The sequence below is a fragment of the Paenibacillus farraposensis genome (genome assembly GCF_020736845.1).
Lineage (GTDB): Bacteria > Bacillota > Bacilli > Paenibacillales > Paenibacillaceae > Paenibacillus > Paenibacillus farraposensis.
The window spans coordinates 33,499-59,599 of sequence record NZ_JAFFQR010000019.1; the positions used below are offsets into that span (position 1 = coordinate 33,499).

General features: G+C 48.0%; 17 protein-coding genes and 4 pseudogenes. 10 read left to right on the forward strand and 11 right to left on the reverse strand.

The features are described from left to right. Positions 1–3,444: pseudogene (locus tag JO375_RS04485) on the reverse strand (WIAG-tail domain); the annotation flags it as partial. A 235-nt stretch (positions 3,445–3,679) separates the two neighbouring features. On the opposite strand from JO375_RS04485, the gene fabV reads away from it, so the two are divergent. Further along, positions 3,680–4,867: an enoyl-ACP reductase FabV gene (gene fabV / locus JO375_RS04490; protein WP_229523329.1), complete on the forward strand. Its 1,188-nt coding sequence runs from the start codon at positions 3,680–3,682 to the stop codon at positions 4,865–4,867. A 293-nt stretch (positions 4,868–5,160) separates the two neighbouring features. Further along, positions 5,161–5,313 (forward strand): DUF1540 domain-containing protein, encoded by a 153-nt coding sequence (locus JO375_RS04495; RefSeq protein ID WP_229523330.1) that lies wholly within the window; start codon positions 5,161–5,163, stop codon positions 5,311–5,313. A gap of 308 nt (positions 5,314–5,621) precedes the next feature. On the opposite strand, the gene JO375_RS04500 is transcribed toward JO375_RS04495, so the two are convergent. Further along, the gene (locus tag JO375_RS04500; RefSeq protein WP_229523331.1) at positions 5,622–5,993 is read right to left on the reverse strand and encodes a DUF4190 domain-containing protein; all 372 of its coding nucleotides are present in this window, start codon (positions 5,991–5,993) and stop codon (positions 5,622–5,624) included. Positions 5,994–6,310: 317 nt separating this feature from the next. Between JO375_RS04500 and JO375_RS04505 the strand changes: the two genes are divergently transcribed. From JO375_RS04505 to JO375_RS24715, 4 genes and pseudogenes are all read left to right on the forward strand, one after another. Beyond that, the gene (locus tag JO375_RS04505; RefSeq protein WP_229523332.1) at positions 6,311–6,472 is read left to right on the forward strand and encodes a hypothetical protein; all 162 of its coding nucleotides are present in this window, start codon (positions 6,311–6,313) and stop codon (positions 6,470–6,472) included. Between the two features lie 53 nt (positions 6,473–6,525). Next, positions 6,526–7,038 carry a DUF6055 domain-containing protein gene (locus JO375_RS04510; protein WP_229523333.1) on the forward strand — a complete coding sequence of 171 codons (513 nt, stop codon included), beginning with the start codon at positions 6,526–6,528 and terminating at the stop codon, positions 7,036–7,038. 198 nt (positions 7,039–7,236) lie between these two features. Next, complete coding sequence (locus tag JO375_RS04515) at positions 7,237–7,386, forward strand: hypothetical protein (RefSeq protein WP_229523334.1); 150 nt, start codon at positions 7,237–7,239, stop codon at positions 7,384–7,386. Between the two features lie 377 nt (positions 7,387–7,763). Continuing rightward, positions 7,764–8,227, forward strand: a pseudogene (locus JO375_RS24715) (hypothetical protein). Between the two features lie 15 nt (positions 8,228–8,242). Here the strand turns inward: JO375_RS24715 and lpdD are convergent. From lpdD to JO375_RS04550, 5 genes are all read right to left on the reverse strand, one after another. Further along, entirely contained in the window at positions 8,243–8,593 is a 351-nt protein-coding gene (gene lpdD, locus JO375_RS04530) for a prenylated flavin chaperone LpdD (protein WP_229523337.1), read from the reverse strand. 183 nt (positions 8,594–8,776) lie between these two features. Continuing rightward, positions 8,777–14,278: a S8 family serine peptidase gene (locus JO375_RS04535; protein ID WP_229523338.1), complete on the reverse strand. Its 5,502-nt coding sequence runs from the start codon at positions 14,276–14,278 to the stop codon at positions 8,777–8,779. Positions 14,279–14,800: 522 nt separating this feature from the next. Next, a complete protein-coding gene (locus JO375_RS04540) occupies positions 14,801–16,345 on the reverse strand; it encodes a S8 family serine peptidase (RefSeq protein ID WP_229523339.1) in 1,545 nt (514 codons plus the stop codon). A 530-nt stretch (positions 16,346–16,875) separates the two neighbouring features. Next, the gene (locus JO375_RS04545) at positions 16,876–18,687 is read right to left on the reverse strand and encodes a SulP family inorganic anion transporter (RefSeq protein WP_229523340.1); all 1,812 of its coding nucleotides are present in this window, start codon (positions 18,685–18,687) and stop codon (positions 16,876–16,878) included. A gap of 29 nt (positions 18,688–18,716) precedes the next feature. After that, complete coding sequence (locus JO375_RS04550; RefSeq protein ID WP_229523341.1) at positions 18,717–19,046, reverse strand: ArsR/SmtB family transcription factor; 330 nt, start codon at positions 19,044–19,046, stop codon at positions 18,717–18,719. Positions 19,047–19,586: 540 nt separating this feature from the next. Here JO375_RS04550 and JO375_RS04555 point away from each other — a divergent pair. Both JO375_RS04555 and JO375_RS24720 read left to right on the forward strand, forming a co-directional pair. Beyond that, complete coding sequence (locus JO375_RS04555; RefSeq protein ID WP_229523459.1) at positions 19,587–21,044, forward strand: RtcB family protein; 1,458 nt, start codon at positions 19,587–19,589, stop codon at positions 21,042–21,044. Between the two features lie 22 nt (positions 21,045–21,066). Continuing rightward, positions 21,067–21,558 (forward strand): annotated as a pseudogene (locus JO375_RS24720) (ATPase); the annotation flags it as partial. Positions 21,559–21,720: 162 nt separating this feature from the next. On the opposite strand, the gene JO375_RS04565 reads toward JO375_RS24720, so the two are convergent. From JO375_RS04565 to JO375_RS04575, 3 genes are all read right to left on the reverse strand, one after another. After that, complete coding sequence (locus JO375_RS04565; protein WP_229523343.1) at positions 21,721–22,473, reverse strand: amino acid ABC transporter ATP-binding protein; 753 nt, start codon at positions 22,471–22,473, stop codon at positions 21,721–21,723. Between the two features lie 14 nt (positions 22,474–22,487). Beyond that, a complete protein-coding gene (locus tag JO375_RS04570; protein WP_229523344.1) occupies positions 22,488–23,156 on the reverse strand; it encodes an amino acid ABC transporter permease in 669 nt (222 codons plus the stop codon). Positions 23,157–23,229: 73 nt separating this feature from the next. Continuing rightward, positions 23,230–24,081, reverse strand: coding sequence for an amino acid ABC transporter substrate-binding protein (locus tag JO375_RS04575; protein ID WP_229523345.1), 852 nt, complete (start codon positions 24,079–24,081; stop codon positions 23,230–23,232). A 246-nt stretch (positions 24,082–24,327) separates the two neighbouring features. Between JO375_RS04575 and JO375_RS04580 the strand changes: the two are divergent. Next, a pseudogene (locus JO375_RS04580) lies at positions 24,328–25,072 on the forward strand (hypothetical protein); the annotation flags it as partial. 126 nt (positions 25,073–25,198) lie between these two features. Here the strand turns inward: JO375_RS04580 and JO375_RS04585 are convergent. Beyond that, positions 25,199–25,456, reverse strand: coding sequence for a GlsB/YeaQ/YmgE family stress response membrane protein (locus JO375_RS04585; protein ID WP_007431543.1), 258 nt, complete (start codon positions 25,454–25,456; stop codon positions 25,199–25,201). A gap of 293 nt (positions 25,457–25,749) precedes the next feature. Between JO375_RS04585 and JO375_RS04590 the strand changes: the two genes are divergently transcribed. Beyond that, on the forward strand, positions 25,750–26,013 hold the full coding sequence (locus JO375_RS04590) for a YkgJ family cysteine cluster protein (RefSeq protein ID WP_229523346.1): 264 nt from the start codon (positions 25,750–25,752) through the stop codon (positions 26,011–26,013). Positions 26,014–26,101 lie beyond the last annotated feature (88 nt).

A 26,101-nucleotide genomic window follows, 5' to 3' on the forward strand; every position in this document is an offset into this window, starting at 1 on the left:
TGGGGCAATATGCTCTTCTTGAATGGTCTCGCTTTGCAGATGGTGCGGCTGAACGGACTCCGCTGCAATATGCACAGACTTTACAGCCCCTTCTGCCAGCGCACTGTCCTGTACCGCGCCTGCTGCCAAATGGCGGGTGTGTACGGACTGTGCAGACAAATGTGAAGGGCCGACACTGCCTTCTGCAAGATTCGTCGCTTGCACCGCGTTTACGGCCAGTTTTTCGGAAGTGATACTCTCCGATTGAAGCGCACGACCGGATACACTGTCTGGAGCCAGATGTCTCGCAAGCACCGAAGAAGCCTCCAGATGAACGGAGGTAACGGCTCCGGCTGCCAAATGTGCCGAATCCACGGCTGCCACGGCTAGATGACTGCTCTGTACTGCTTCATCTGCAATATGCACAGATTGCACGGAATGAGCCGATAGCTTGGTGGAGGTTACACTTTCCGCCGCCAGTTTGGCGGAAGTAATAGCTTCATCCTGTAAGGCTGGAGTCGCTATCGCCTGTGGGGCAATATGCTCTCCCTGAATGGCCCCGCTCTGCAAATGTTCCGATTGGATGGATTCCGGTGTGATATGCACGGATTTAACTGCGCCCTCTGCCAGCACTCTGTCCTCTACCGCGCCCGTTGCCAGGTGCCGGGTTTGTACGGCCTGCACGGACAGATGTGAAGGGTCGATACTGCCCTCCGCGAGGTTCGCCGCTTGCACCGAACGCGCTGCCAGCTTTTCTGAGGTGATACTTTCCGCCTGGATTGCACGTCCGGACACGCTATCCTGGGCCAGATGTCTCGTAAGCACCGAGGAAGCCTGCAAATGAACCGAGGTGACCGCTCCAGAAGCGAGATGTGCCGAATCCACAGCCGCCACTGCCAGATGGTTGCTTTGTACTGATTCATCCGCAATATGCTCGGGCTGCACCGAATGGGTAGCCAACTTGGTGGAAGTTACACTGCCCTCCGCCAGTTTGGGAGAAGTAATGGCTTCATCCTGTAAGGCCGGAGTCGCTATCGCCTGTGGAGCAATATGCTCTCCTTGAATGGTCCCGCTTTGCAAGTGCTCCGATTGGATAGACTCCGGTGCGATATGCGCAGATTTAACTGCACCCTCTGCCAGTGCGGTTTCCTGCACCGCACCTGCTGCCAAATGACGGGTGTTTACGGCCTTTGCAGCCAGTTGTGCAGGGCCGACGCTATTTTCCGCCAGGTTAGAAGCTTGCACGGCCCGGGCCGCTAACTTCTCTGAAGTAACACTTTCCGACTGAAGCGCATGGCCGGATACGCTATCCGGGGCCAGATGTTTGGTCTGGACCGATGCAGAGTGCAGATGATCGGAGGTGACGGATTCTGGAGCGAGATGTTTCGCCTCAACCGCTTCTACAGCCAGATGGTTACTCTGCACCGCTTTATCCGTAATGTGCCACGGCTGCACAGAGCGTGCTGACAGCTTGGAGGAAGTCACACTGCCTTCTGCCAATTTAGGAGCCGTAATTGCCAAATCATTAATTTTGTCCGTCGCCACACTTTCCGGCGATAGTTTCAGTGAAGTGACGGCATGATCCTGCAAATGATGAGAGTATACCGCTCCATTCGCCAGATGCCCGGTTTGAACCGCACCTTCACCCAATATATCTGCGGTAACGGACTGTCCCTGCAAAGATGAGGTTCCTACACTGCCCTCTGCAAGATGTTCGCTCAGTACCGAACTATGGGCCAGATGAGTCGAATTGACGGATTGGGCCTGCAATGCCTTTCCACCCACACTGTTGGTGGCCAGATGATTTTCACGGATCATCCCGGGTGCGATGTGTACGTGTGTAATGGCTTGTGACGCAATTTTATTTCCCGTTACTGCTCCTGTGCCAATTTTAATTTCCGTCACCGCTTCTTCAGCGATTTTGTCAGACCTAATAGCGCCCGGAGCAATATGGTTTTCCTTGATAACCTGATTTGCCACATGATGATCGAGAATTGCGCTTTTCCCTATTTTCTCGCTCGTCACAGACCCTGATTGCAGATGCTGCTCCGTCACGGCCTCGGCTACAATATGATACTTGCGAATAATTTCAGACTGCAGATGTAATGAGGAGACCGCCTCCGGGGCAATCTGGGGCCCTTTAATAGCTGACGCAGCAATATGTCTGGTAAAAACCGCCTCATCGGCAATTTTGTGTGGCAGAATGCTCTGATCCGATATTTTGGATGAAGTCACAGACTGATCAACAATTTGCAGTGAGCCTACTGACTGATCCGCCAGCTTATTAGACTGAATACTCCGGTCCGCCAGATGCCGGGCTGTCACTTCACCTGTGCCAATCTGCTCTTCTCCAATCGCACCGGGACTCAGATGCTTTCTTTCAATCGCTTCTGCCTGAATATGCTCACTGGTGATCGCCTCATGCTCCAGATGGCGTCCACTGACGGCACCTTCCTCCAGCTGTTCCTTGCCCACAATTCCAGCGGCAAGCTGATGACGGTTGATTGAACCGGGAGACAGATGGCGGGCGTGAACGGCATGATCAGTCAGGTGTGAACTCTCGATACTGCCAGCCTGAATTTTAGAACCATCCACAGCCCCGTCCCGCAGTTTGGAGGTGGTCACAGACTGTTCTCCGAGCTTGGAGCTGTCGACGGCTTCATTCGCTAAATTGTTCGATTGAATCGTACCGCTGCGAATTTTATCAGTGGTAACCACCTGATCCTGAAGCATCTCTGAAGACACAATCCAGTTTTTGAAATGACGGCTCTCAATCGAGCCATTGGCAATATGATCACCGCTGATAATCTTATCGGCCAGCTTTTCCGGGGTGATGCTGCCATCACGAAGCTTCTCGCCGCCAATGGAGCGATCCCGCAATTTGCTGCCTGCTACCGATGCATCCGACAGATGCTCCACTGTAATGGAATCAGGAGCAATCTTTGAAGAAGTCACCGCGCCGTCAGCTATTTTAATCGTTTGAACGGCATAATCGGCTAGATATTCCGTTTGGATACTCTCCTGTTTCAGCTTGCTGTGATCGATAGAAGCTGGAGCAATCTTCTCACCTGTCACAGCGAAGTCACTCAGATCATCTGTATAAATAAAAGCCTGGCTTACATGGGGCGCCTTTTTACTGTTCAAAATTTCCTCGACATCAATTGGATCAGGCTGAGGCTCCGGCTCGTTTGCTTCCTCTATGGAAACCTGCGTTTCCTCTGCACTTGCATTTTCAACCTCTGGCTCGTGCACATTCTGGACTTCAGGCTTGATAACAGCCTGTTCTTCCAACTCCTCTGCTACTGGGGGAGGCGGAGAAGCAACTTGATGTAGTCTTGCTTCTGTCTCCCTCTCCACAGGTACCGGCTTCGAGCGCTGTATCATACTTAATTCATTCAATTCCGGGTCAATTACACTATAGAGCGGCTTTTTGATTTTGGTGGTTTTACGACTCTTGTTCTTCAAGCAGCTCTCTCCCTTCTCATATTTATCGTTACAGCATCATATGCAGCCCCTTGGGCACTTGCCACCCTCCTTAGGACCCCACTTTTTATCAAAAAATATAGATACTCATTGAGCATTTTAGCGTCATCGGATATCTGTCTTACAGGCCCCACTGAAATCGGCGTTTGAAAAAAAATTGTTAAAAGTTAAAATAGTAGGGTGGAGATTGCTACGAGAAGAGAGGAATTACATAAACATGATTATCAAACCAAGAACACGCGGCTTTATCTGTACCACTGCTCATCCGGTGGGCTGTACCCGACATGTTCAGGAGCAAATTGACTATGTGCAGGCCCGTCCTGCTGTTCAGGGGCCACGTAACGTGCTTGTGATCGGGGCATCTGCCGGATATGGATTGGCCTCCCGCATTACTGCCTCATTCGGAGCACGGGCCAATACAATTGGTGTGTATCGCCCTAGTAATGCTACAGCCACACGTACCGCTTCAGCAGGATGGTATAATTCTGCTGCATTTGAAAAGGCTGCTCAAGAAGCAGGGCTTAAATCTTTAAGCGTGACGGGAGATGCCTTTTCGGATGAGATCAAAGCCAAAACGGTGGAAGTTATTCGCGAAGAGCTGGGCCAAGTCGATCTGGTCATTTACAGTGTCGCTTCCAGTCGCCGTAAGAATCCCCGCACAGGTGAAACGTTCAATTCTGTACTCAAACCGATTGGTAAACCCTATACAAATAAAACAGTTAACTTCCACACTGGTGAAATCAGCAGCGTTACACTGGAACCCGCGACGGAAGAGGAAGTGCAGGCAACTGTAGAGGTTATGGGCGGTGAAGACTGGAAATTATGGATTGACGCCCTGCGTGAAGGTGGTGTGCTGGCAGATACTGCAACGACCTTCTCTTTTTCGTACATTGGCTCAGATATTACGCAGCCCATATATAGAGAAGGCAGTATCGGAAGCGCAAAAGATCACCTGGAGACGACGGCGCAACAGCTGAACGATCAACTGAAAGCCACAGGCGGACGCGCCTTCGTGGCCGTCACCAAAGGACTCGTTACCCAATCCAGCTCTGCCATTCCTGTCGTTCCTCTGTATATTTCCGCTTTATACAAGGTAATGAAGGAAAAGGGGCTGCATGAAGGGTGTATAGAACAATGCTACCGCTTGTTTGCCGAGCGTCTGTATGCTCCGGAAACTCCTCTAGACGAAGAGGGGCGTGTTCGTATGGATGATTGGGAACTGCGTGAAGACGTACAGGCAGAGGTCGCAAACATATGGAATGAGCTGACAACAAGCAATATCTATGAACTGTCTGATCTTGAAGGTTATCGTCGCCAGTTTTTCCAACTGTTTGGCTTTGAGTTCGAGGGTGTGGACTACGAGGCTGATATTGATCCTATCGTAAATATTCCTAATATTCGCTAACACCTATTTTTAGCCTGTGATGCTATGGAAAAAGACAAAAAGCTGTTCTCCGGACAGAAGCATTGTGCTCTGTGCGAAGGACAGCTTTTTAATGAAATAGAGACACTGTGCCCACTCCAAACTGCAGCATGGAGCAAACATTGCAATTTTAAATTTCATTTGATATTGTAAAAATAAGCATAGCAAAAACCCTCTTTCTTAACAAGAGGGTGGGCACAGTTGGACAAGTCCTACCTTGACCAACCATGGCTATATTGCTTAGCCCATCACAACCATATAAGGAGGTGAACAACGTGGCAAAAGACGTGCTGTGTGAAGTCAACTCTTGTACGTATTGGGCTCAAGATAATAAATGCAGCGCAAGCTCCATTTACATCGTTAGCAACAAGCCTTCAGACACTCACAAGTCCGAAGAAACAGACTGCAAAACTTTTGAAGCAAAATAACGCTCGTATTCCAAGCCAAACTCTAGTAGACAATGAAGGAGCCCCTGCCCGGGTTCCTTCTTTCTTCTGATATTTTAACAAGAATGATAATTATTATCAAGCTCTTTTTCCAGCCATGGATTGATTCCGACAAAAACAAAAAAAAGCGCCGCTCTGAACGGTTCGCTTCTTGTGCTTGATTTTTTGCAATTGTTCCTGCTTGGTCGGCTTCATTCGCACATGCTGTGATATATCAGCATAGTGCCCATTCGTTTTATAGCTCTGCTTCATCGCAAGCAACCAAGTGAATCAAAAGCACGTTATTATCATTAAATTTCTGATAAAATATCCCCATCGCCACTTGAAGCCGCAATCACAAAAACAACAATGAAGAAAATGATGATTAGTGCGTATATCATTGTCCCGATAATGCTACATACCAGTCCGGCAATCGCCATACCTCTGCCTTGCTCACCATGACGATTAATTTCCTTCAAAGAAAGGCTGGACAAAATAATGCCAACAATTCCGATAATAAACCCAAGATAGGGAATGACAACAGACAAAATGCCGAGTACCATCGAAGCAACAGCCTTGTTGTTTGTGGGTGGGACCATTGGGTGCGGATTAAATGGGGCGTTATAACCGTTGTTCTCCTGAAAAGAATCGGAAGACTGAGGCTCCCTGTAAAAATCACTCATCTGTCTAATTCAACTCCAATATGTAAAATAGCAATATGTACTTTTTAAGAGTACCACAATCTTACAAATTAGGACAGTACTTATTTTTAAAAATGATGTTTATTTTTTAAGACAATACCATTATCATCAAAGTTCACAATACATTTTACCTAATGTGTTGTACTTCATTGTCGAGACCATTGGCCTTTGGAAAATAATATAAATCACTATAATATTCTCATTTTAGTATTAGGAAATACGTTATTATATGGAAGAAATCAATATACTACATAAATGCAAAGTCGTATTAATTATGAAAAATATTGAATGCCGCTTTAATGATCTTATTATTATTGGATGTAACAAGCTATGGGGCAGTAGCTGATTTATTAGGCACTGCCAAAACGGCAAAGGCTGAAGGTGTTGAAAGCGATGTCAATACAGAAATTACGAAGAATTCAGACGAATACAAACAAAGATACAACTGGAACCGTAAATAGGGCTTTTGTTGAAGGCAACTTGGCCAACCTCGAAAGTATCCCTTTCATTTTGCATGGATAAATTTGGATTGAAGGATATCGGAACTTCTCCTAATCGAGGAATAACCGGAAAATATAAAACGAACATTTACATTGCAAGCACTGGACTGAAAGAGATCACCGAAGATTGGGCTTATATGTCAATAGACAGAGATGCATTGGGTTACATTGTCATGATGCCGGCAGCGATGCGTGTAGACCCGCCAAGTTGGTTAGTTCCTCATGAATTAGGCCATGTATTTACCTACCATAACGGAGGAGAAGTTCCTTATGAGTGGTATGAAGCGGTAGCTAACTTCTTGCGTAATGAATATTTGGGTAGTGACTACTACAGTTATGGCGGAAGAGTATATGGTCCAGACTCTGACTTTTTTGCCCCCTTTATACTCAATTCAGAATCACATTTTCCACATACAAAGAATTGGTACGATGCATGGCCTATTCTCCTCTATATTCATGAAAATCCAGATCACATCAACGGCCTTGGACATCAAGCAATGTTGAATTTATTGTCTTACGGCCAATAAGATACGACCTACTTTAAATCTATGGAAAAGGTAACTGGAGTTTCTATTAAAGAAATACTGGGTGGAATGGCAAGAAGGATGGTAACTATGGACTTCAAGAGTCCACAATATTAGTTTGAAGCATTTAAATGAACTTTTGAATACACCGACAATTATAATAAGATACATACAACACTCGTAAATGGTAAAGACGGCTGGATGACCGTACCTCAAAAAAAGGCTCCACAACAGACAGGTTACAACATTGTTCCTTTAAATGCTGAGTTGAGCAAAGCTTCCGTCATAGTAGTTTCCAAGGAACAAGCAAAACCAGAGGCACTGATTGGAGAGCTAGCATTGTTACCGTAACGCATTGGGGAGATACCCGATATTCTACAATGTGAAATAAAGGGAAAAATTCTGTGAATTTGCAAGGAGACGAAAAAGCTGTTTATTGGGTTGTTTCCGCAACACCAGATGAAATTAAACATTTTAATATTGAAGAAGATAGGGAAACTTATCCTTATTAAGTAAAAGTAACAAAGTGATTGTAGATCATAGAGTTTGCTAAAAAAAAGTGAATAAATGCCTGGACAATAGCACTGGTGTCAAATACCAGTGCTATTGTTGTTGGTACGAATAGCACTTCATATAAGGATTGTGCATACAGTATTTTACCTGTTACAGATTAAATGCGTTCTATTAAAGCGCGTTCTATGAGAGCATTCTGCAAGGAGGATAGAGCTATGTTATATCGTGCAGCACCCCGCAGAAAAGGCTCACTCCACAAACGTTTAAAAGCGGATACGCTCAGAAAAGTATCCGTAGCCATGCTGCCCTTTTACAAGGCAATTGCGAGCCGTCGTACTTTTGCTATTCACTGGTCAGAAGCAGTCATTCAGGGCAACCTGGAATGACGATTCCACCGGGAACAGTACAGTTTACATTTGAGACGAGGGTTCATCGCGCCATCGCCAAAGCTGTTTTTCCGCTGTATCGGGAATTCGCACATAATCGTAGCTTTGCGTCTGCTCTAGCTAAAGCAATCAACAGGCAAGACGAGCGTGCGGCTACGGTGATGATCCGCAGCATGATCCCATCCTTTGCGCTGAAATCCGTACAGATTGAGGATCATGGCTTCGCCTTGCTTTTTAAGTATCCTTTCAGTACATATCCATATTGCCATCTGCTCATTCGGGAGTCCAATTAAACACTTAAATAGTCCCTACGAGCGTCTTTGCTTGAGCTCTTCAATGAGTTCTTTTCCCAATTGTATGGCCATATCTGTCAGCACCCGGATTTCGTCCTTGGTGATATGGTCCATGTGCGCCCCGCAGCAAATCGCAAAGTTGCCTGCGAACTCTTTACGCAAGCGAACGGCAATTTCTTCGGTAATATAAAATTCCTTGTGGGATTGCAGTTGCACCGTTTGCATCGGCTCCAGTCTGGCCCCGGCTGTAATCGTTCCCAGATGGGGCTCATCCCCGCCTGAAACAAGCACGACAATATCCTCCCCCATGAAGTAAGCATCCAGTACAAGACGGATACGTCCGGTTTCTTTTTGCAAATGAATCATATGTCCCTCTCCCGTGTAAAATTTATATTTTGTGAATGTATTCACTTTATACTCTTCTATTTATTGTATCGCTCCCTGAACGATTCGACAATTAAAAATGGCCCACAGCAGCCTCCATAAACGGTGGCTGCTGTGGGCCTGTATCACTATTTTAAAAGAAACATTCGACTCCGGTTGACGCTGTTAACGGATCGTAATCGTATGCACCGCCTTACCAGTTGCACCATCATTATCCGTCACCGTTAGCTCTACGGTATACATTCCGGCTGTGGTGAATTTATGCTTCACCTTGGAACCGATGGCAGTATCGCCATCGCCAAAATCCCAGCGGTAGCTGATAATTTCACCGTCTGCATCACGTGAAGCTTTTGCGTTAAATTTTACATTTTTGTTCTTCTTGGCTGAATCATTAGCCTGAATAATGGCTACCGGCTTTTCATTGGATGCAGGCGGATTTGGATCAGGGTCCTGTCCCCCACCGTTCGTTACATATAATCTTCCCGGTGCTTCCGTCCTCACTTCATTTCCTGCTGCATCTCTTACCCGGATTGCGATAACTCCACCTTCCATGTTCAGCGAAGATGGAGTGAAATAAGTGCCTTCATAGTGACCTGACGACGTTTCGTTTAACGGAATTTCGTTCTGCGCCAAGGTGGACAAATTGAAGGGCAGCTCCACATGGAAGGACGCCTCCAAGCCGGATGCACTATCGAAGGATACTCGTACCGGCCCCCCTGGAGTGATGCGCACATCCTCTGCAGGGCTGATGTTTTCCAGCTTTGGCAGGACTGTATCGACATACACCGAACGGGTAACGGTCGTTACATTATTGGCAAGATCCTTAGCCGTCACCGTAATCTGATTATCTCCTTCGTTGATGAGCAATCGTTTGTTGAAGCTGCCGTCACTTCCAAATTCGGCCGGCTCACCGTTAATTGTCAATTCGGAAAGGTACTCATCATACACCGTACCGATGACACTGACAACCCCCGTATTCGTACGAGCTCCTTCTGCCGGGGAAGTCAAGATCAGCCCCGGTTTGGTCTGGTCGAGCGTCACAACCACCGGCTCGGAACGATCCGTCAGCTTGCCGTATACCGCCGCTTGAACGCTTAGCGGATTGGCTCCAGGCTGAAGATCGACTGCCAGGCTGAACTGGCGATCCTTTACCTTGGTTGTGCCGGCCAGTTCATTGCCGTTAAAGAGCTGGATATCAGCGCCTTCTGCTGGAGAAGTACCTGTTACCGTAATCTTTTCCTCCTGAGTATAGGTGGCCTTCGTAGGGATTGTAATCGTTGGCGCATTGACTGGATATCTGACGATCGCCCGGATCATGTAATTGCCTTCACTTTCAGGTGATTGACTCCATGTACCGCTTACGCCCTGCCAGCTGCGATGGGCATTCGGTCCACTCTCGTCGGAAGCAAGACCCGGCGACTGTGTGCCTGCTGCAGGCTGTGTATAGACAATGTAGAAGTCACCTTGAACCGTCACCGGCTCCGGGAATTGCACTGTCGTCCACTGTGTCTCATCCCGTACAGCCGTCCCGTCAAATGGACCAGCTAATAGACGTCCTGGTGCGCCTCCTGTACCGGAGGCATCATATACGGCGTATTGGAATGCCGTTCCACCCGGATTCGGGAAGGCAGCGTTCCAGAACAGAAGCGATGCGCCTGTCACTTGAGCTACTTCGGACTCGAGTGTCATCCGGACTGCCCAGGAGTTGCCTGCCGCATTAAAGGCTCTGGCATTTTCCCCTGTGCCATCATCATATGCGATGCCTCCCTGGAAGCCAATGAAAGGCTTCAATGTGACGTTCGCTTCCACGCTGCCGTTCGGAGGGACCATAACGGATACGCTGTCACTATAATAATTGTTGGCTGAGATGGATAATGTATATGTTCCTTCCAGCACATCCAGTGTAAATTCTCCACCTGCATTCGTCTCTACCGGAGCAATACGCGCATCCTCCAGCACCAGCACTTTTGCTTTCTCGATAAGCTCACCGGTTTGCTTGTCCATAATGACCCCGTGAATAGTACCGTGAGGTACGGCTTGAAGACTAAAGTTTGCTCTGATTACTTTATTATTCTCAATCGTAACCTGCTTTGTTTGAGGCACGTAGCCATAGGCTTCGGCCTTCAGCGTATAGTTACCTGCCACGTGAATGAAGCTGTATTTACCCGTCGTCGGATCGGTCTTCACCGAACGCCCGGTTTCCAGTACAGTGACGGTGGCGCTGGCTGGAAGACTGTCAAGACCGACACGTCCACTGTCCACCGTTGTTTCCGCTGGCTTCACTTTTTCCTGGAATTCACTCTTTTCGGTGCTTGTAATTTTGTACAGCGGGAATTGTTCTTCCGCTTTTTCCAGCTTGGTATTTGACTCAGGCACAACATCTTTGGTCACTGTCGAAGCCGGAATCCCCAGCACACGGAAATCGTCAATGTACCAACCGTATTTGTTCACACTATTGTCCGACTTCAAGCGAAAGCGGAATTGAACATCGCTGCCAGCAAGGCTGTCCAGATTATAATAGACCGGAGTCCATTTTTTTCCATTTGTGCTATGCGAAAATTTGCCCAGCTCCGCCCAGGTTCCGCCATTGTTTTTGGATACTTCTACATACCCAAAGTCATAGCCGCTCTCAATTTCAAACCAATGGTTGAAGGCCAGGGTAGCGTTCTGTACGCCCTTCAAGCTGATTTTTGGAGAAACGAGTGAAAAGTCCGCCCCATTCTCATAGTCTCCATCAAGATCCGTCGCCCAGACGTTCGGTTTGGATACCGCGCTCTCAGGCCCAACTTTCGGAACGCCGCGCTCCCATTCATCCTTGGTACCGGAATGAGTCCAGCCATTATCCGAGCTGCCGTCAAAATGATCGCTGTACAGTGTATCCGGCACGTCTACTTTCAGCGACACCTCATTCGACTTGGCTCCTTCGTTGCCGCTATAATCCTCAGCCGCCACTGCATAATGATAAGTCGAGCCGGTGGCGGTAATCGTATCGGTGAAGGTCAGTCCAGAGGTCGTACCGATGGAAGTATAATTTTTACCGGATTGGGTGGAACGGTACACCTTGTATTGCTTCACATCTTCATCAGACGGAGCATTCCAGACTAGCGCTACGTTGCCGACACGATCCGCTTCGGCAGTCAAATGACTTGGCGCGGCAGGTGCAACGGTGTCCGGCTCCTGAATCGACAGGTCGTCGATATACCAGCCATCTTTTACAATTGTATTGTCACTTGTAAAGTTAAACAGGAGATATACCTTTTGACCTGCGAATGCCCGCAGATCCAGATACTGTGTTTTCCAGCCGTTGCTGGCACCGGTAAACGATAATACCTGCTCGAATGCATTTTGGCTATTCGTGGTTGCTACATACACTTTGCCGAAATCAGAATTATTTTCAAGATCGTACCAATGCTTGAAGCTAACCAGAGCCCCTTTCTGGCTCTCGGTCAAGTCAATCGGAGGCACCATGAAATAACTGTTGGAGTTGGCCTGGTAATGACCATCGAGATTGGTAGCGATGACCTTTGTACCCGAATGTGCGCTTCCAGGGCCGCTGGTCGGGGTTCCCCATTTCCAGACACTACCCTGGCCGCCGATATTAATACCGGTAATGTCTTTTTCAAAATCCTGTGCATAGCCTGGTTTAACGCCCTTGGAGACTTGAATCTTATATACTTCCGTTTCAAAACCGTTATTACCATAATCATTTACACGAATATAGTATTCCAGACCTGCGCTATCCACCAAAAAAGTCGGGATGGACGCTTGGTATGTACCGTCTTTGCTGTCGCCGGAGGTCCGTTCCAACGGAATGTATACATAGTTTGACGTACCTGCTGTTTTGGCAAATGCCTCGACGGTGGTCACGCCAACATTATCCGTTACGTGAGCGGTCAAATGTACATCTATACCTTCGAATACCGCTGAAGGCGGTGTATGCTCGAGAACAGGTGCTTCCAGATCGTCTCCACCTGTTACAACCTTGCCGGATACAGAACCTAGACCCTGAATGACCGAACCAACCGCATCCAGCGCATTAATGACACCATGTCCATAGCCATTGTTGGGTGAAGTAGGATAAGTGCTATCCGTGCGTGGTGTAGCTGTGTTCATCAAAGTTTCCTCAAGCTGGTCTACGGTAAGAGAATGATTCGCTTGCAGCAACAGTGCTGCAAGACCCGCAACATGAGGACCTGCCATGGAAGTACCATTATATCCGCCTTTATAGCCGCCACCGGCTACGGATGATCGGATATTTACTCCCGGTGCGGAAACTTCGGGCTTGATCTCACCGTAAGGTGAGGGTCCCAGCAATGAAAAGCTGCCCAGTTTATCATTGATATCGGTTGCACCGGTGGCAAAGGATTCTGGATAATTCGCCGGACTCGCTACCGACCCAGGCCCACCCGGATTGGAAAGTGTGGTGTTACCTGCAGAAAATTCGGGAAATATTTGGGCATCACGCCATGCCTGCACCACAGGCCGGAACCATTCATCCAGACCGGGTCCACCTCCCCACGAGTTGTTCACGACATCCGGTGCAAGCTCGGGATGCAGATTGCCTTGGGCATCTTTTGGCGCAAGCAGCCATTGACCGCCATCCAGTATAATCGCATCCGTCGTTTCCGGATTAAAAATCCGAACCGCGATCCACTTGGCTCCGGGTGCAACACCAATTCGGTTCGTTCCATTTTCCTCGGAGCCGACCATCGTGCCCATCGTATGCGTACCGTGGGAATCGCTCTCCTGATCGACCGGGAGCGCCGCATGACTATGCGGATCGTACCAGCTCAACTCAGGATTCACAATATGGCCCGCCGCATCCAAACCACGCCATTTGCGATGGAGAGCCGGGTGAGTGTAATCTACGCCTGTATCGAGGTTGGCGACGACGATTCCGGTTCCGTCAATTCCTTTTTCCCAAACCTGCGGCGCGTTAATATGGGAGATATTCCATTCCACTGTAGACGGGTCTATAGCGTTTTTATCTGTATCGCCGGGCTTTGCCGACGTTTTTCCATCGTCCTTCTTCGGCTCTACAGCCTTCTCTGCCGTTTCAGACTTTGCTGTTTGGGCTGTCGCTTTTTCAGCCGTTTGGGTGCCTGTCCCCCCTGGCTGCTTGTCAATCGTTACCTTTTGCAGATAACGTGTTTCATTTGGCAAAATTTTATCCACTTCAGGCAGCTGCGAGATATGATCCAGCACCTCCTTGGTGCTTGTGACAGCCATTGCATTCACAATAAAGTAGCTTTTATATTCCTTCACTCCACCGTTCTTTGATTGTTCATCCAAATAATTTTCCAGCCCGTACTGGGTTCTGGAAGCCGTTTCGCGTAAAGAACTGATCACATGGCTGCGTACAGCCATTTTGGCAGCAGAGGGTGTTATTTTCTCAAGTGAAGCCTTTTGCAGAGCATTTTTGGAAACCTTGTTGGTATCCACCTGCTCCTTAAATTTAACCAAATAGGTAACATAGTTGTTTTCCTCAAACTGCTTCGTTAGTTTCGGAGATACTTTCGCGGTCGTAACCTTGTGCGAAGCTGATTTCAGCTCCAGCTTGGAGCCATCCGGTGTGTTATTCGCCAAAGCAGGTTGTACAAAAGAAAAGGCCATAAGCAAAGATAGTCCGATAGATAGCGGTTTCTTAAATCGTTTAGGCTTAATCATTTACTTTTCCGCTCCTTTTACTAGGTTTAATATTTCCGGAATAACCTGTACGAGAGTAAAACCTCATACCCGACACACCAAACACACGGACTACGCAGCACGATGTAGCCAGCGATCACCTCCTTCATAGAATATAGAGGCACACAAGTATTGGGTTGTTCATAGATAGATGTATTTTCATAGGTAAGTCGACGAGCCAAATAGCAAGTGATGAAGTTCAGCAGACACCAAGGAGAACAAGCAGGAGTCATTCGAAGAGAAAGATTGTTAGATCATTACAATATATATTAAAAATTGTTATATAAATATATAATATGGATAGTATAAAGTTATCAAAACAGATATACAAGTAGTTTTTTTGCATTTTTCTTGAAATTCTATGACTCTTATACTCTATTATGTACGAAAACCCCTTTATAGCGGCTGCGTAAACAATGCGTTACATGTTTAGAAGGTGCATGCAATCTCTGAATGAGCCGCTCAAAGGGATTTTCGAAGTCTTTTTATTCCTGTCTGATCATGCTAGTTAAGTACTGAATTCACCGCAGCGAGCGCGTCGATCAGGCCGTGTCCGTAGCCATTGTTTGGTGAAGTCCGGTACTGGCTGTCTGTCAGCGGCGTCGCTGTATTTGAAATAACGTCCTCCAGTTGATCCACGGTCAAGGATGGCTTGGCCTGAAGCAACAATGCCACCAATCCGACTGTGTGCGGGCCTGCCATGGAGGTACCGTTCCATCCACCCTCATAGGACCCGCCAGGTACAGAGGAACGAATGTTTACACCCGGAGCCGAAATTTCCGGCTTCACTTCCCCATAAGGAGAGGGGCCACGCAGGGAGAAGCTGGCCAGCTTATTGTTAATGTCGGTCGCCCCGGTGGCATAGGCTTCCGGCAGGTTTGCCGGATTGGCTACAGACCCGGCTCCGCCCGGATTGGTCCATGTTGTGTTGCCTGCAGAGAACTCAGGGAAAATCTGAGCCGCTCTCCATGCCTTCGTGACTGGACGATACCATTCATCCAGGCCAGGTCCGCCGCCCCAGGAGTTGTTCACCACATCCGGTGCAAGCTCAGGGTGCTTTTTGCCGTTTTTATCTACAGGGGCAAGAATCCACTGTCCACCGTCCAGCAAGATCGAATCTGTAGTGTCTGGATTGAATACCCGAACGGCAATCCATTTGGCACCGGGAGCAACACCGACTTCATTCGTACCGTTGCTGTCCGAGCCAGCGATCGTGCCCATCGTATGGGTTCCATGCCCATCTGAGTCTGTCGGCAGTGATGCGCCGTTAACCGCATCATACCAGCTCAGTTCCGGATTAACGACTTGACCGGAAGCATTCAAGCCACGCCATTTTCTTTTCAGCGCCGGGTGAGTGTACTCTACGCCAGTATCGAGATTGGCAACAACCACCCCTTTGCCATCAATGCCTTTGGCCCATACCTGCGGCGCTTTGACCTTGGAAATATTCCATTCGACCCGACTAGGCGTGACAGCATTCTTATTTACGGATTCTTTCACAGATACAGGCTGGGCATCCTTGTCTATTTCAACCTTTTGCAGCTCCCGTTTTTCATCCGGTAAAATTTTATCCACCTCAGGCAGTGTGGCAAGATTATCCAGTACTTCTTTTGTACTTGTTACCGCCAATGCGTTGACGATAAAGTAGCTTTTATACTTTTTAACGTTGCCGTTGTTGATTTCCTTTTCCAAGTATTCTTGCACAGGCTGTTGTGTTTTTTCTGCTGTATCCATGAGTGAGTTCACCACTGTTGCTCGTACAGACAGCTTAGCAGCAACGGGGGAAATCTGCTCTGCAGAAGCCTTTTGAAAAGCATGCTTGGCAACCGACTCCGTGTCTACCTGATCTTTCAATTTAACCAGATAGGTGACATACTCGCTGTTGTTGAATTGCTGATTCAGCTTGGCTGACACCTTGGCGGAAATCGTCGAGGCTCCTGCCAAGAAGGTTGTGCCGGAATCTCCGTACACCGGAGAAATCAGAGAAAAAGCAAGAAGAGCAGTAAAACTGGCCGACAGTGTCTTTTTAATACTTTTCGACTTAATCAATACTTTACATCTCCCTTTACTTGGTTTTTTGATTTTCAAGGACAACCTTACGGGCAGCAGCGTCAAAAGCTCACAAAATAGCCTCTTGTACTCACCTCCTTAAAAAAGCATAGCTTCCGGGGTGAAAATCCACAGGTCATTATTCTAAGGTGAACAACCCTTGGTGCAGATCGCAGGGAATGACAAGCAAATATGAATAAAATGATCAAGCTCTGAAGAAAGTAAGAGAAAAAATGAAGAAAAGGTAGGTTAAAAGAAACTAGAAGTGATCGAGGAGATTATGATCTGTATATTAAAATACAATTTTAAACAAAACAATGATACATATGGTATCTTTTGAAACTAGTATAGTGTCATAAAATCAGATATTCAAGCATTTTTTTTGAATTTTATTCCTTTTTTTCTTTAAGACAGAAAAAACTCTTCCATTTTCGAAGCAAATACGAGTCTTGATTGCCCGCTTTGTATTGGAAAATAGAAGAGATTTTTTTTGAAAGTTAGCAGCAAATACAGAAGAATACGATCTGCTGCTATTTTATAGATACGGGAACCGGAACGGCTTCATCCGCAAAGGAAGATTTGGAGGCCGCAGCTGGTCCATGTCCCCCCATTCCCTCCTGCTGTTCTTGCAGTCTGCCACAGAGGGCGGCACATTCCCGAAAAGCCATTTGCCTGCATCCAACGCATTGGTTCTGATTCACCAGCGCAATGGCTGCCGTAATCGCTTCTCCGGTATGTTTGAAAAAGTGTGCTTGTCCAATCATGTCATAGCATCCGGTTTTTTGTAGCAGTTCCTGCAGTTGAGGCTGAAGTCCCGATACAAGTACCGTGCCGCCAAACCGTCGGTATTTCTGGATTAATGCGGTAAAATTCGCCTCTCCGGTCATATCCATAAAGGGGACTTTGCCCATCCGCAATAACAAAACCCCTTGCTGCTGGTCGGTCCAGCGCCCTACCCCTGAATTTTCCAACACTGAAGCTGCTCCGAAAAACAGAGGGCCCTCCACAGTGTAAATGGCCACCTGTGGGCAATCACGCTGCTCTGTGACCATATGTGCACCAACTTTTTCATGTTTTACAGAGGGATCAGGAAGCACCTTATTCACCGAAAGTGTACTGCTCATGCGTTTGACGAACAGCACAACCGCTAAAACCAGCCCCACCTCAACAGCAGTTGTCAGCGTCGTAAAAACCGTCAGCAGAAAGGTAACCACCAGCACAATCGAATCCGCTGTCCGCGCCTTTAGAATATGTGCAAAATGCTTGCGTTCACTCATATTCCATGCCACCACCATCAACACCGGGGCCATGCTAGCGAGCGGAATGTTGGATGCATGTGAAGCAAAAAGCAACAGAATGAGCAACACCACCCCCCCATGCACAATACCTGACATGGGGGAAACAGCACCGTTGCGGATATTGGTAGCGGTGCGGGCAATTGCCCCCGTCGCAGGAATGCCGCCGAATAACGGCGTGAGCAAATTGGCAATTCCTTGTCCAACCAATTCGCGATTGCTGTTATGCCGTGCACCAGTCATACCATCAGCTACCACAGCGGAAAGCAGAGATTCAATCGCTCCCAGCATCGCAATGACGAGTGCTGGCGGCAGCAGCTTCACGATCAATTCCCAAGACATCGCAGGAATGTGGAGTTCAGGTAAAGAGGCCGGAATGTCTCCATAAGCAGAGCCAATCGTAGCTACCTGCCCTGGAAAAAGCCAGGAGGCTGCCAATGTTGACAAAAGCAGCCCGACCAGTGAACCGGGTACTTTGGGCCATTTTTTAGGCACCCAAATCAGCGCGGCCAGACAGATGCATGCCGTCAGTATGCTATACACATTCAGCGTAGGCAAGCGGCGGATCAGCTCTGCCATGGAGGGCAAAAAGGTTTCATGCCGCTCTACCCCGCGCAAGCCGAGAAAGCTGGCGATCTGGCCGCTGAAAATCGTTACGGCAATCCCCGCGGTAAAGCCAATCGTTACCGGTTTGGGAATAAACCTGATCAGTGCCCCCAGCCTCAGCAAGCCCATTATAATGAGCATAATCCCTGCCATAAAACCGGCTATGAGTAAATTTTCATAACCGTATTGCATGACAATAGCCAGCAAAATGGGGATAAACGCGCCTGTAGGTCCTCCGATCTGGAATTTGGACCCTCCCAGCAGTGAAACCAAAATGCCCGCCACGATCGTTGTGTACAGCCCATATTCCGGCTTTACCCCTGATGCAATGGCAAACGCCATACCGAGCGGAATCGCTACAATTGCTACAATACTTCCGGAAATCAGATCCTTTCGCAAAGCTCCTGCGTTATAGCCTTCGAACCTTCCCATCCACTTCATCCCTGTAACCCTTCTTTTCTGTAGTAACATTACTTCTCGTTACGTATACCTTCCAGCAACGAGATCGCCTCGACCAAATGATTGTCAAAAATCCGCCGCGCCACCGCAAGCAACTCCGTCAAAAGCGGGTCGCGTAGAGAGTACACGACCGTCGTACCTTCCTTGAAGCTATTCACCAAATTTTTGGCCCGTAAAATGGCCAATTGCTGCGATACAGCGGAACCTTCGGAACCGAGAGCAGTCTGCAACTCGTTCACATTCCGCTCTCCTTCACTCAGCACCTCCAAAATACGGATGCGCAGAGGGTGAGCCAATGCTTTGAAAAAGTCGGCCTTAAACTTCTGGAGATCTCCTTCCATGCTTGCTCCATCCCCTCATAAAAATTGTACTGTTACGATTAACAATATCTGAATATTTGAATATCTAGCACAATAGCAGTTTCAGTTCAATTGAACTATGAAATTACTCACACTTCACGATGAGTAAAGCCGCATCTTTCCATTTTCCTGCGCTTAGGGTTGACAGCTTCCACACCTTTCCATTAACATTATAATTAACTTTTAGAAAGGGGGCCGACAGACATGACTGTGCTTTACACAAGAACGGTAGACAAACAGCATGATATAACCACATATTTGAATTTTCGTCTCATCGGCCCCGTTCGGGCGACATGATGGGTGATATCACGCTGTCTTGATGGCGTGATGAACCAGGCTTTTTTGTTTTTAACGCGATTGGAAGAACAGGTTATTATACGTATTTATGATGTACGGATCGTAAAATGTAATGACACTTTCGGTGCAAAAGCTGTAGACGACAAGTCTGCGGCTTTTTTGTTTTTTCAAATCATTTGGTGCAAGACTTTATCCATTTACATGAAGAAGGGAATTCCCCATTATATGAATACTCAACATACTCACAACTCGTCCTTCCAGGAAGGACCTTACAGCCATGTGATGAAGCTTCCGGCTGGTGATTTGACCGTGTATGCTTCTCCCCAGTTGTTCTCCTCGTTCGATTACAAAGTGTTCGAGATGGCTAATAACAATTTGCAAATCCCCGGGATCCGCTATATGGGATACACACCGGATGTACATGTAGGGGTCGGAACCTGCATCGGTACGACTGCTGTATGGGGAATGGAGGACGGCTATGTATCTCCCTCCATTGTTGGTAGCGATATTGGCTGCGGCATGCGCGTACACCTGACCAATCTGCACAAGGATGTCCTAAAGGCAACCAAGCTGCGTCGTAAGCTGGTCAAGGTCATCGACAAATACTTGCCGATGGAAGCCCACCAGCGCGGGCATTATTCCGATATTCGGCTGGAGCATATTGTACGCAAGGGACTGCATGGCCTGCCGAATAAATATATTCCAGACAGCTATACACCTAAAAAATCCACCTCGCTCACTCATGTCGAGCACAGCAAGTTCTCATTTGACGAGGAGGTGCTGAATCTCGTCGAAGACCGCACGTGGCACCGGGCTCATCGACAGCTCGGTACGCTGGGCGGCGGCAATCATTTCGTCGAAATCCAGGCGATTGAGATTGCGGAAGAAAACCGGGAAACAGCCGAAGCATGGGGCATGTTTGACGGTCAGGTGGCCGTGATGATCCATTCCGGATCACGGGCTTGGGGCGGAGCGGTCAGCCAGGCCAGTTCGTCTGCCATGGCCAAGGCAATGGCGCGCCTCGGACTCGGTTCCTCCGATCCGCGACTGGTATTCGCGCCGCTGGATCATCCCGAGGCAGTACATTATGTCCATATGATGTACTCTGCGCTGAACTATGCCGTGGTGAATCGGCATTTAATCGCTTATTCCGTACGGGAAGCCTTCCGCGACGTCTTTGGTACAAAATGCGAGCTGCGCACCTTGTACGATCTGATGCACAATTATGCTTGGGAGGAATCCCATCCGGACCAGGGCAGCGTGTTCGTGCATCGTAAAGGCGCTACGCGTGCTCTCCCGGCAGGTCACCCCGATAATCCGCGGCCCTATCAGGCAACCGGACATCCGGCCCTGATTCCCGGCTCTATGGGGACAGCCTCCTATATTATGGTCGGCATGCCCGGCGGACAGGATAACTACCACTCCATATGCCATGGAGCAGGCCGCATTCGTTCACGCTCTGCGACCAAACGTCTCGTCAGTGTGGATGATTTTGCCGGAGCACTGGGTATAGGAACAGACGATGAGATTGTGGTCAATCAGGCATCACTGGAAAGCATTCTCGACGAATCTCCGCAAGCCTACAAAAATGTAGATGATATTATTGAAAGTGTCACCGGGGCAGGACTCGCAGCAGTTGTTGCCAAGTGCAAGCCGCTGGCCGCCCTGAAAGGAGCCAAATAACTGGAGTTTAGATACACCAGCGATTTATGAATTTGATGAACGTACAGATGGACGCATTATCGGCTATGCCGCGTATGCCCGTCTAATCGATGGCATCCGTGAAGTCCTGTATAACCGTTATGGCATAAAATACGAGTTGTACGCCAGCGCTGATCCCAATGTTGAATATTGGGACTTATTGCAGGAGCATTCGTTCAGGAAATCCCGAGCTGGAGCATGTTGCCCGGGTGTTTGACCGTTTGGAGGAACGCACCATCCAATATGATGATGACGGAAGACCCCGGAATACGGCGTACATCTGTCGCTGCGCGACAATGTGTTTGCCTATCCGAAGTGGGGCATTGCGCCGGCGCGCGTTCCCTTTTTCCGCGAGAATGGCGTGTATAATGAGGATTACGTATTTGCGACAGGCGATCAGGAGCTGCAAAGCTTTCTCGCGGGAGTACGGGGACGCGAACGCAAGCGAATTATAAACCGGGCAGGCCGTTTTGAACGTATGGAAAGACCGATATCGAGCAGATTATTAAAGACATGCGGGACGACTGGATAAAAGCCGCAAGCAGGATTAGCTAAAAAGTGCAGCCGAAGGGCGCGTTGGATTCTTCTGATGAAAAAAAGGCAGCTACCAGTACGGGACTTTATTTTTTAGTGCCCGGCTGTAGCTGCCTACTTTTCTTTATTCCGCTTCCCCGCTCAAATGATTCAAAAACTGGATAGCCCGCGGATGAGTCGGATGCTCCAGAACGTCTTGTGGCGAACCTTGCTCAACGATCACACCCTGATCCATTAAAATAACATGGTCCGCAACCTCGGCTGCAAATTTCATTTCATGGGTGACAATGACCATCGTCATCCCTTCAGCAGCCAGCTGCTTCATGACCTTGAGCACTTCGCCGACCAATTCAGGGTCAAGGGCAGAGGTCGGCTCATCAAACAACAGTACTTCCGGGTCGACCGCCATTGCCCGGGCAATACCGACCCGTTGCTGCTGCCCTCCCGACAACTGATGCGGATAGGATTCTGCTTTATCTGCGAGCCCCACCTTGTTAAGCAATTCCAGTGCACGTTTGCGCGCCTCGTCCTTATTCTTTTTCTGAACCGTGACTTGGCCCTCCATCACATTTTGCGCTGCTGTCATATGCGGGAACAGGTTATAGGATTGGAATACCATACCTGTCCGCTTGCGCAGTGCCAGCATACTTTCTTGCCGGATCTTCGTTCCCTTGACAAAGCTCAGTGCAATATCGCCTACATGAAGCTCGCCCTGGTCTGGAACCTCCAACAGATTGAGACAGCGCAAAAGCGTTGTTTTGCCAGAACCGGACGGGCCTATGATTACAAGCACCTTCCCTTTATCCAGCGTCACGTTAACACCCTTCAGTACTTCCAGCGAGCCGAACGATTTGTGTATATTCCGAATTTGGATCACCGGTACAATCTCCTTTATCTAACGGAAAAACGGCTCAGACGCTTTTCCAGGTAATTTTGCAGCACAGTCAATATGGTGCTAAACAGCAGATAGATCACTCCTGCCTCGGTGTACACTAATAACGGTTCATATGTGTCGGCTACAATCTGGTTAGCCGTTCTGAACATTTCCACATAAGTGATGGTCGCCGCCAGTGAAGTGTCCTTCACCAAGCTGATAAACGAATTGGCGAGCGGAGGAACGGACACACGGGCCGCCTGCGGGAGCACGATACGCCGCAACACCTGCCAGCGCGTCATTCCCAGGGAGTACCCCGCCTCCCATTGACCCTCCTGAATGGATAGGATAGCCGCGCGCATAATTTCGGAGCCGTAGGCCCCCACGCTGAGCGTAAACCCGATTACCGAAGCAATGAACGGGTCCAGCGTAATCCCGACTGAAGGTAAACCGAAGAAAATAATATACAATTGCACAAGCAGCGGCGTTCCCCGAATCACCCATACATAGAAGCCGGAAATCAGCTTGAATATTCTCCATTTGGATAACCGGGCTAACGCTGTAATCAGCGCCAGTACGAGACCCAAAGCAAAGGAGATCAGGGTAAGCGGAATCGTAAAAGAAACCCCTGCTTTTAGCAGAGGCAATAATGAATCCATCATGATTTGTATCTGGCGTTCATCCATTGTACAGACATCCTTTAAAAAGATAGGTTGGTGAAAATCTGGCTCGGCTCAGCGAGTCATCGGTCATTCCTTATTATTTGGATACATCGGCTCCAAAATATTTCTCGGAAATTTTCAGGTACGTACCGTCCGCCTTCATGTCAGCCAGCGCTTTGTTGACTTCTTTGATCAAATCTTCGCTGCCTTTATTGAAAACTGCTGCACTATGTGAAGCGTCAGAAGACTCATCCACCTTTTTGATAGGAGCGTCAGGCTTTTGCTTTTTCAAATCAAGATAGGATAATCCGTCATTGACGGTCGCATCCACCCGTTTGGAGGTCAGCAGATCAATCGCTTGGTTAAATCCATCTGTTGCTACAATTTCCGCACCGTTGTTTTTTGCAATTTGAGTCAGGTTGCTAGTCAGGGATTGCCCGGCCTTTTTACCTTTTAGATCAGCAAATTTTTTGATGTCATTATTATCTTCGCTAACGATCAGAACTGCCTTGGAGACAATGTACGGATCGGAAAAATCGTACTTTTGCTTGCGATCATCGTTAATAGACACTTCGTTGAACACTGTGTCAAACCGCTTGGAGTTCAAGCCCGCGAACATGCCGTCCCATTGCGTCTCGATAAACTCCGGTTGCACACCCAGACGTTTACTTACTTCTGTCGCAATATCGACATCAAAGCCTGTCAGTTTGCCAGCAGCATCGTGATACGTAAAAGGAGCATAGGTGCCTTCCGTGCCGATTCTCAGCTTGCCGCTCGCCTTTACAGATGCAAGCGTAGCTACCGCAGTTGTATCTGCTTTTCCGCTGTTAGCTTCATTGCCTCCGGCCGGTGCATTACTCGTATTAGCGCCTTTATTATTGTTGCCGCAGGCCGAGATCAGCAGAGCCATCACGATAAGTACCAACGGCAAAAAATTAATTTTTTTCATATCAACCACACTCTTTTCCTTTTTCTTGATAACCTAGCAGGTTGCTGCTCATTGATAGTACCTCATTCATTCTGGCGCGTCAATGCTTTATCCAATAATCCCTATGCAAAAGGTAAGTTATATCCGATTTGAAGTCCAAAGACTTATTCTAGGTTGACGTATTCATAAGCAAGCTATTCATTTTCACGGCGACCCAGCCACTTTCTCTGTACCTTTATACTAGAGTTTTCGTATAATAAGTTTCAATACTGGATCGCTATGCTGGGAAGCTTAGTTACGACCATCATTTTGCCACTAGTCATCTATTCGACAGGCTCGACCACGATCATGGGACTGGCGATGGGGTCTATATGCTGCCTAACGTACTTATTTTGCCCTTCGCAGGGATGATCGTCGACAGAATTGACCGAATTCGTCTGCTTCTGTTCACAAACATCGCCCGTTTCGGACTCATGTCCGTTGCTTTTTCCTTCATTAACATTTGTTATTCAGGCATCATTGCGGTACTCATTTCATGGCTGTTCAAGGTTCACCACAGCTATAGTCCGGTCTGTACGTTGTCGTCATGGCAAGCAGCGGCGTTGGCGCCATACTGGGGGCCTTTGTGTATGGGGCGCGCAAGCATTGGAAGCATCGTGGTCTGCTCGCCTACCTGGGAGCATTGACCAGCGGGCTTGCTCTACTGCTGTTATCTATCGTCACTTGGATGCCCGGACTGATCATGCGCATGATGCTCGAAGGCTTTGGCATTATGATATTTGCAATTATCTAGGAAACCAGCCTTCAGGAATTAGTGCCTGCCGAATCTTTTAGCCGGGTAGCCAGTCTAAATCAGATGCTTTCCTTTGCCCTTTTGCCTATAGGTTATCTGGCCGTCGGTGCTGCCGCTGACAAGTTTGGAGGTATATTTACCATTGGCATGTTTGCATCCATCGGTATGTGCATTGTGCTGGGCGTATTATGTATCCCTCATATTAGACGCTTTCAATAAGAAACAGACACCCTTTGGTAAAAATAAAAAACTGCTCCCACAGGCTCATTGCGAACCTTGCGGAGGCAGCCTTTTAGTTGATCCGTGCGCCTCATAAAGAGGCAGTTTATTCAATGATTCGTAAAGCTACCCTCTGCTTCGTCCAACGGAACGGAAGATCAAGCTTACGATAACGACCAGCACAATCGCACCAATTAATGCAGGAACGATGTAGAACGAACCGATTACAGGACCCCAGTTTCCCAGAACTAAACTGCCCAACCATCCACCTATAAAACCGGCGATGATATTGCCAATTACGCCGCCCGGAACATCACGGCCCGCGATAATTCCTGCCAGCCAACCGATAATACCGCCAACAATCAATGCCCATAACCAACTCATTTTACGTCACCTCGTTTAAGTTTTTATTGTTGTGTTATATTATTAACCACTTGTGCTCTTTTGAACACATAAAGCACAACTGGTTAATATTTACATCAACTGGCACGCTGATTTAGGGGCTTGATACTATCCTACAGGCCTACCCGGCGATATATGCCCCTTTTTGAAAAATGTGTCTAAAAAACGGTTTGCCTTGTATTCCTGCTTTTTTTGTGCCATCCTCACATTATGGCTTCATTGAAGTCACTTCATGCATGGGGAACAAAAATAACAGAACATAAGGAGTGACTTCTATGGAATGCCGAGTCGGGTGTGCCGCTTGCTGTATTGCTATTACGATCTCATCCCCTATTCCCGGTATGCCAGATGGAAAGCCAGCCGGCGTACCTTGCCCTCAGCTCACATCGGATTACCGTTGCCGATTGTTCGGCAAGCCAGAGCGACCAGCCGTATGCAGTGGATTCCACGCTGATGAGGATACATGTGGAAACACTAACGAAAAGGCATTTGAGCTACTAAGAGAGCTGGAGAAGTCCACTTTACCGGATAAAGTTTAAAGAGAATTTTATTTGAGTTTTTGCTGTATAAAAAAGAGCACTACGCATCAAACTGCGTAATGCTCTTTTGGGTTGGCAGCAGGCTGTC

Coding starts and splice junctions, on each gene's coding strand:
- JO375_RS04570 (WP_229523344.1), bottom strand. CDS start 23,156: ATGGATGAACGCCAGATACAAATCATGATGGATTCATTATTGCCTCTG.
- JO375_RS04585 (WP_007431543.1), bottom strand. CDS start 25,456: ATGAGTTGGTTATGGGCATTGATTGTTGGCGGTATTATCGGTTGGCTG.
- lpdD (WP_229523337.1), bottom strand. CDS start 8,593: ATGATTCATTTGCAAAAAGAAACCGGACGTATCCGTCTTGTACTGGAT.
- JO375_RS04575 (WP_229523345.1), bottom strand. CDS start 24,081: ATGAAAAAAATTAATTTTTTGCCGTTGGTACTTATCGTGATGGCTCTG.
- JO375_RS04535 (WP_229523338.1), bottom strand. CDS start 14,278: ATGATTAAGCCTAAACGATTTAAGAAACCGCTATCTATCGGACTATCT.
- JO375_RS04500 (WP_229523331.1), bottom strand. CDS start 5,993: ATGAGTGATTTTTACAGGGAGCCTCAGTCTTCCGATTCTTTTCAGGAG.
- JO375_RS04555 (WP_229523459.1), top strand. CDS start 19,587: ATGAATACTCAACATACTCACAACTCGTCCTTCCAGGAAGGACCTTAC.
- fabV (WP_229523329.1), top strand. CDS start 3,680: ATGATTATCAAACCAAGAACACGCGGCTTTATCTGTACCACTGCTCAT.
- JO375_RS04515 (WP_229523334.1), top strand. CDS start 7,237: ATGACCGTACCTCAAAAAAAGGCTCCACAACAGACAGGTTACAACATT.
- JO375_RS04590 (WP_229523346.1), top strand. CDS start 25,750: ATGGAATGCCGAGTCGGGTGTGCCGCTTGCTGTATTGCTATTACGATC.
- JO375_RS04545 (WP_229523340.1), bottom strand. CDS start 18,687: ATGAAGTGGATGGGAAGGTTCGAAGGCTATAACGCAGGAGCTTTGCGA.
- JO375_RS04550 (WP_229523341.1), bottom strand. CDS start 19,046: ATGGAAGGAGATCTCCAGAAGTTTAAGGCCGACTTTTTCAAAGCATTG.
- JO375_RS04505 (WP_229523332.1), top strand. CDS start 6,311: ATGATCTTATTATTATTGGATGTAACAAGCTATGGGGCAGTAGCTGAT.
- JO375_RS04510 (WP_229523333.1), top strand. CDS start 6,526: ATGGATAAATTTGGATTGAAGGATATCGGAACTTCTCCTAATCGAGGA.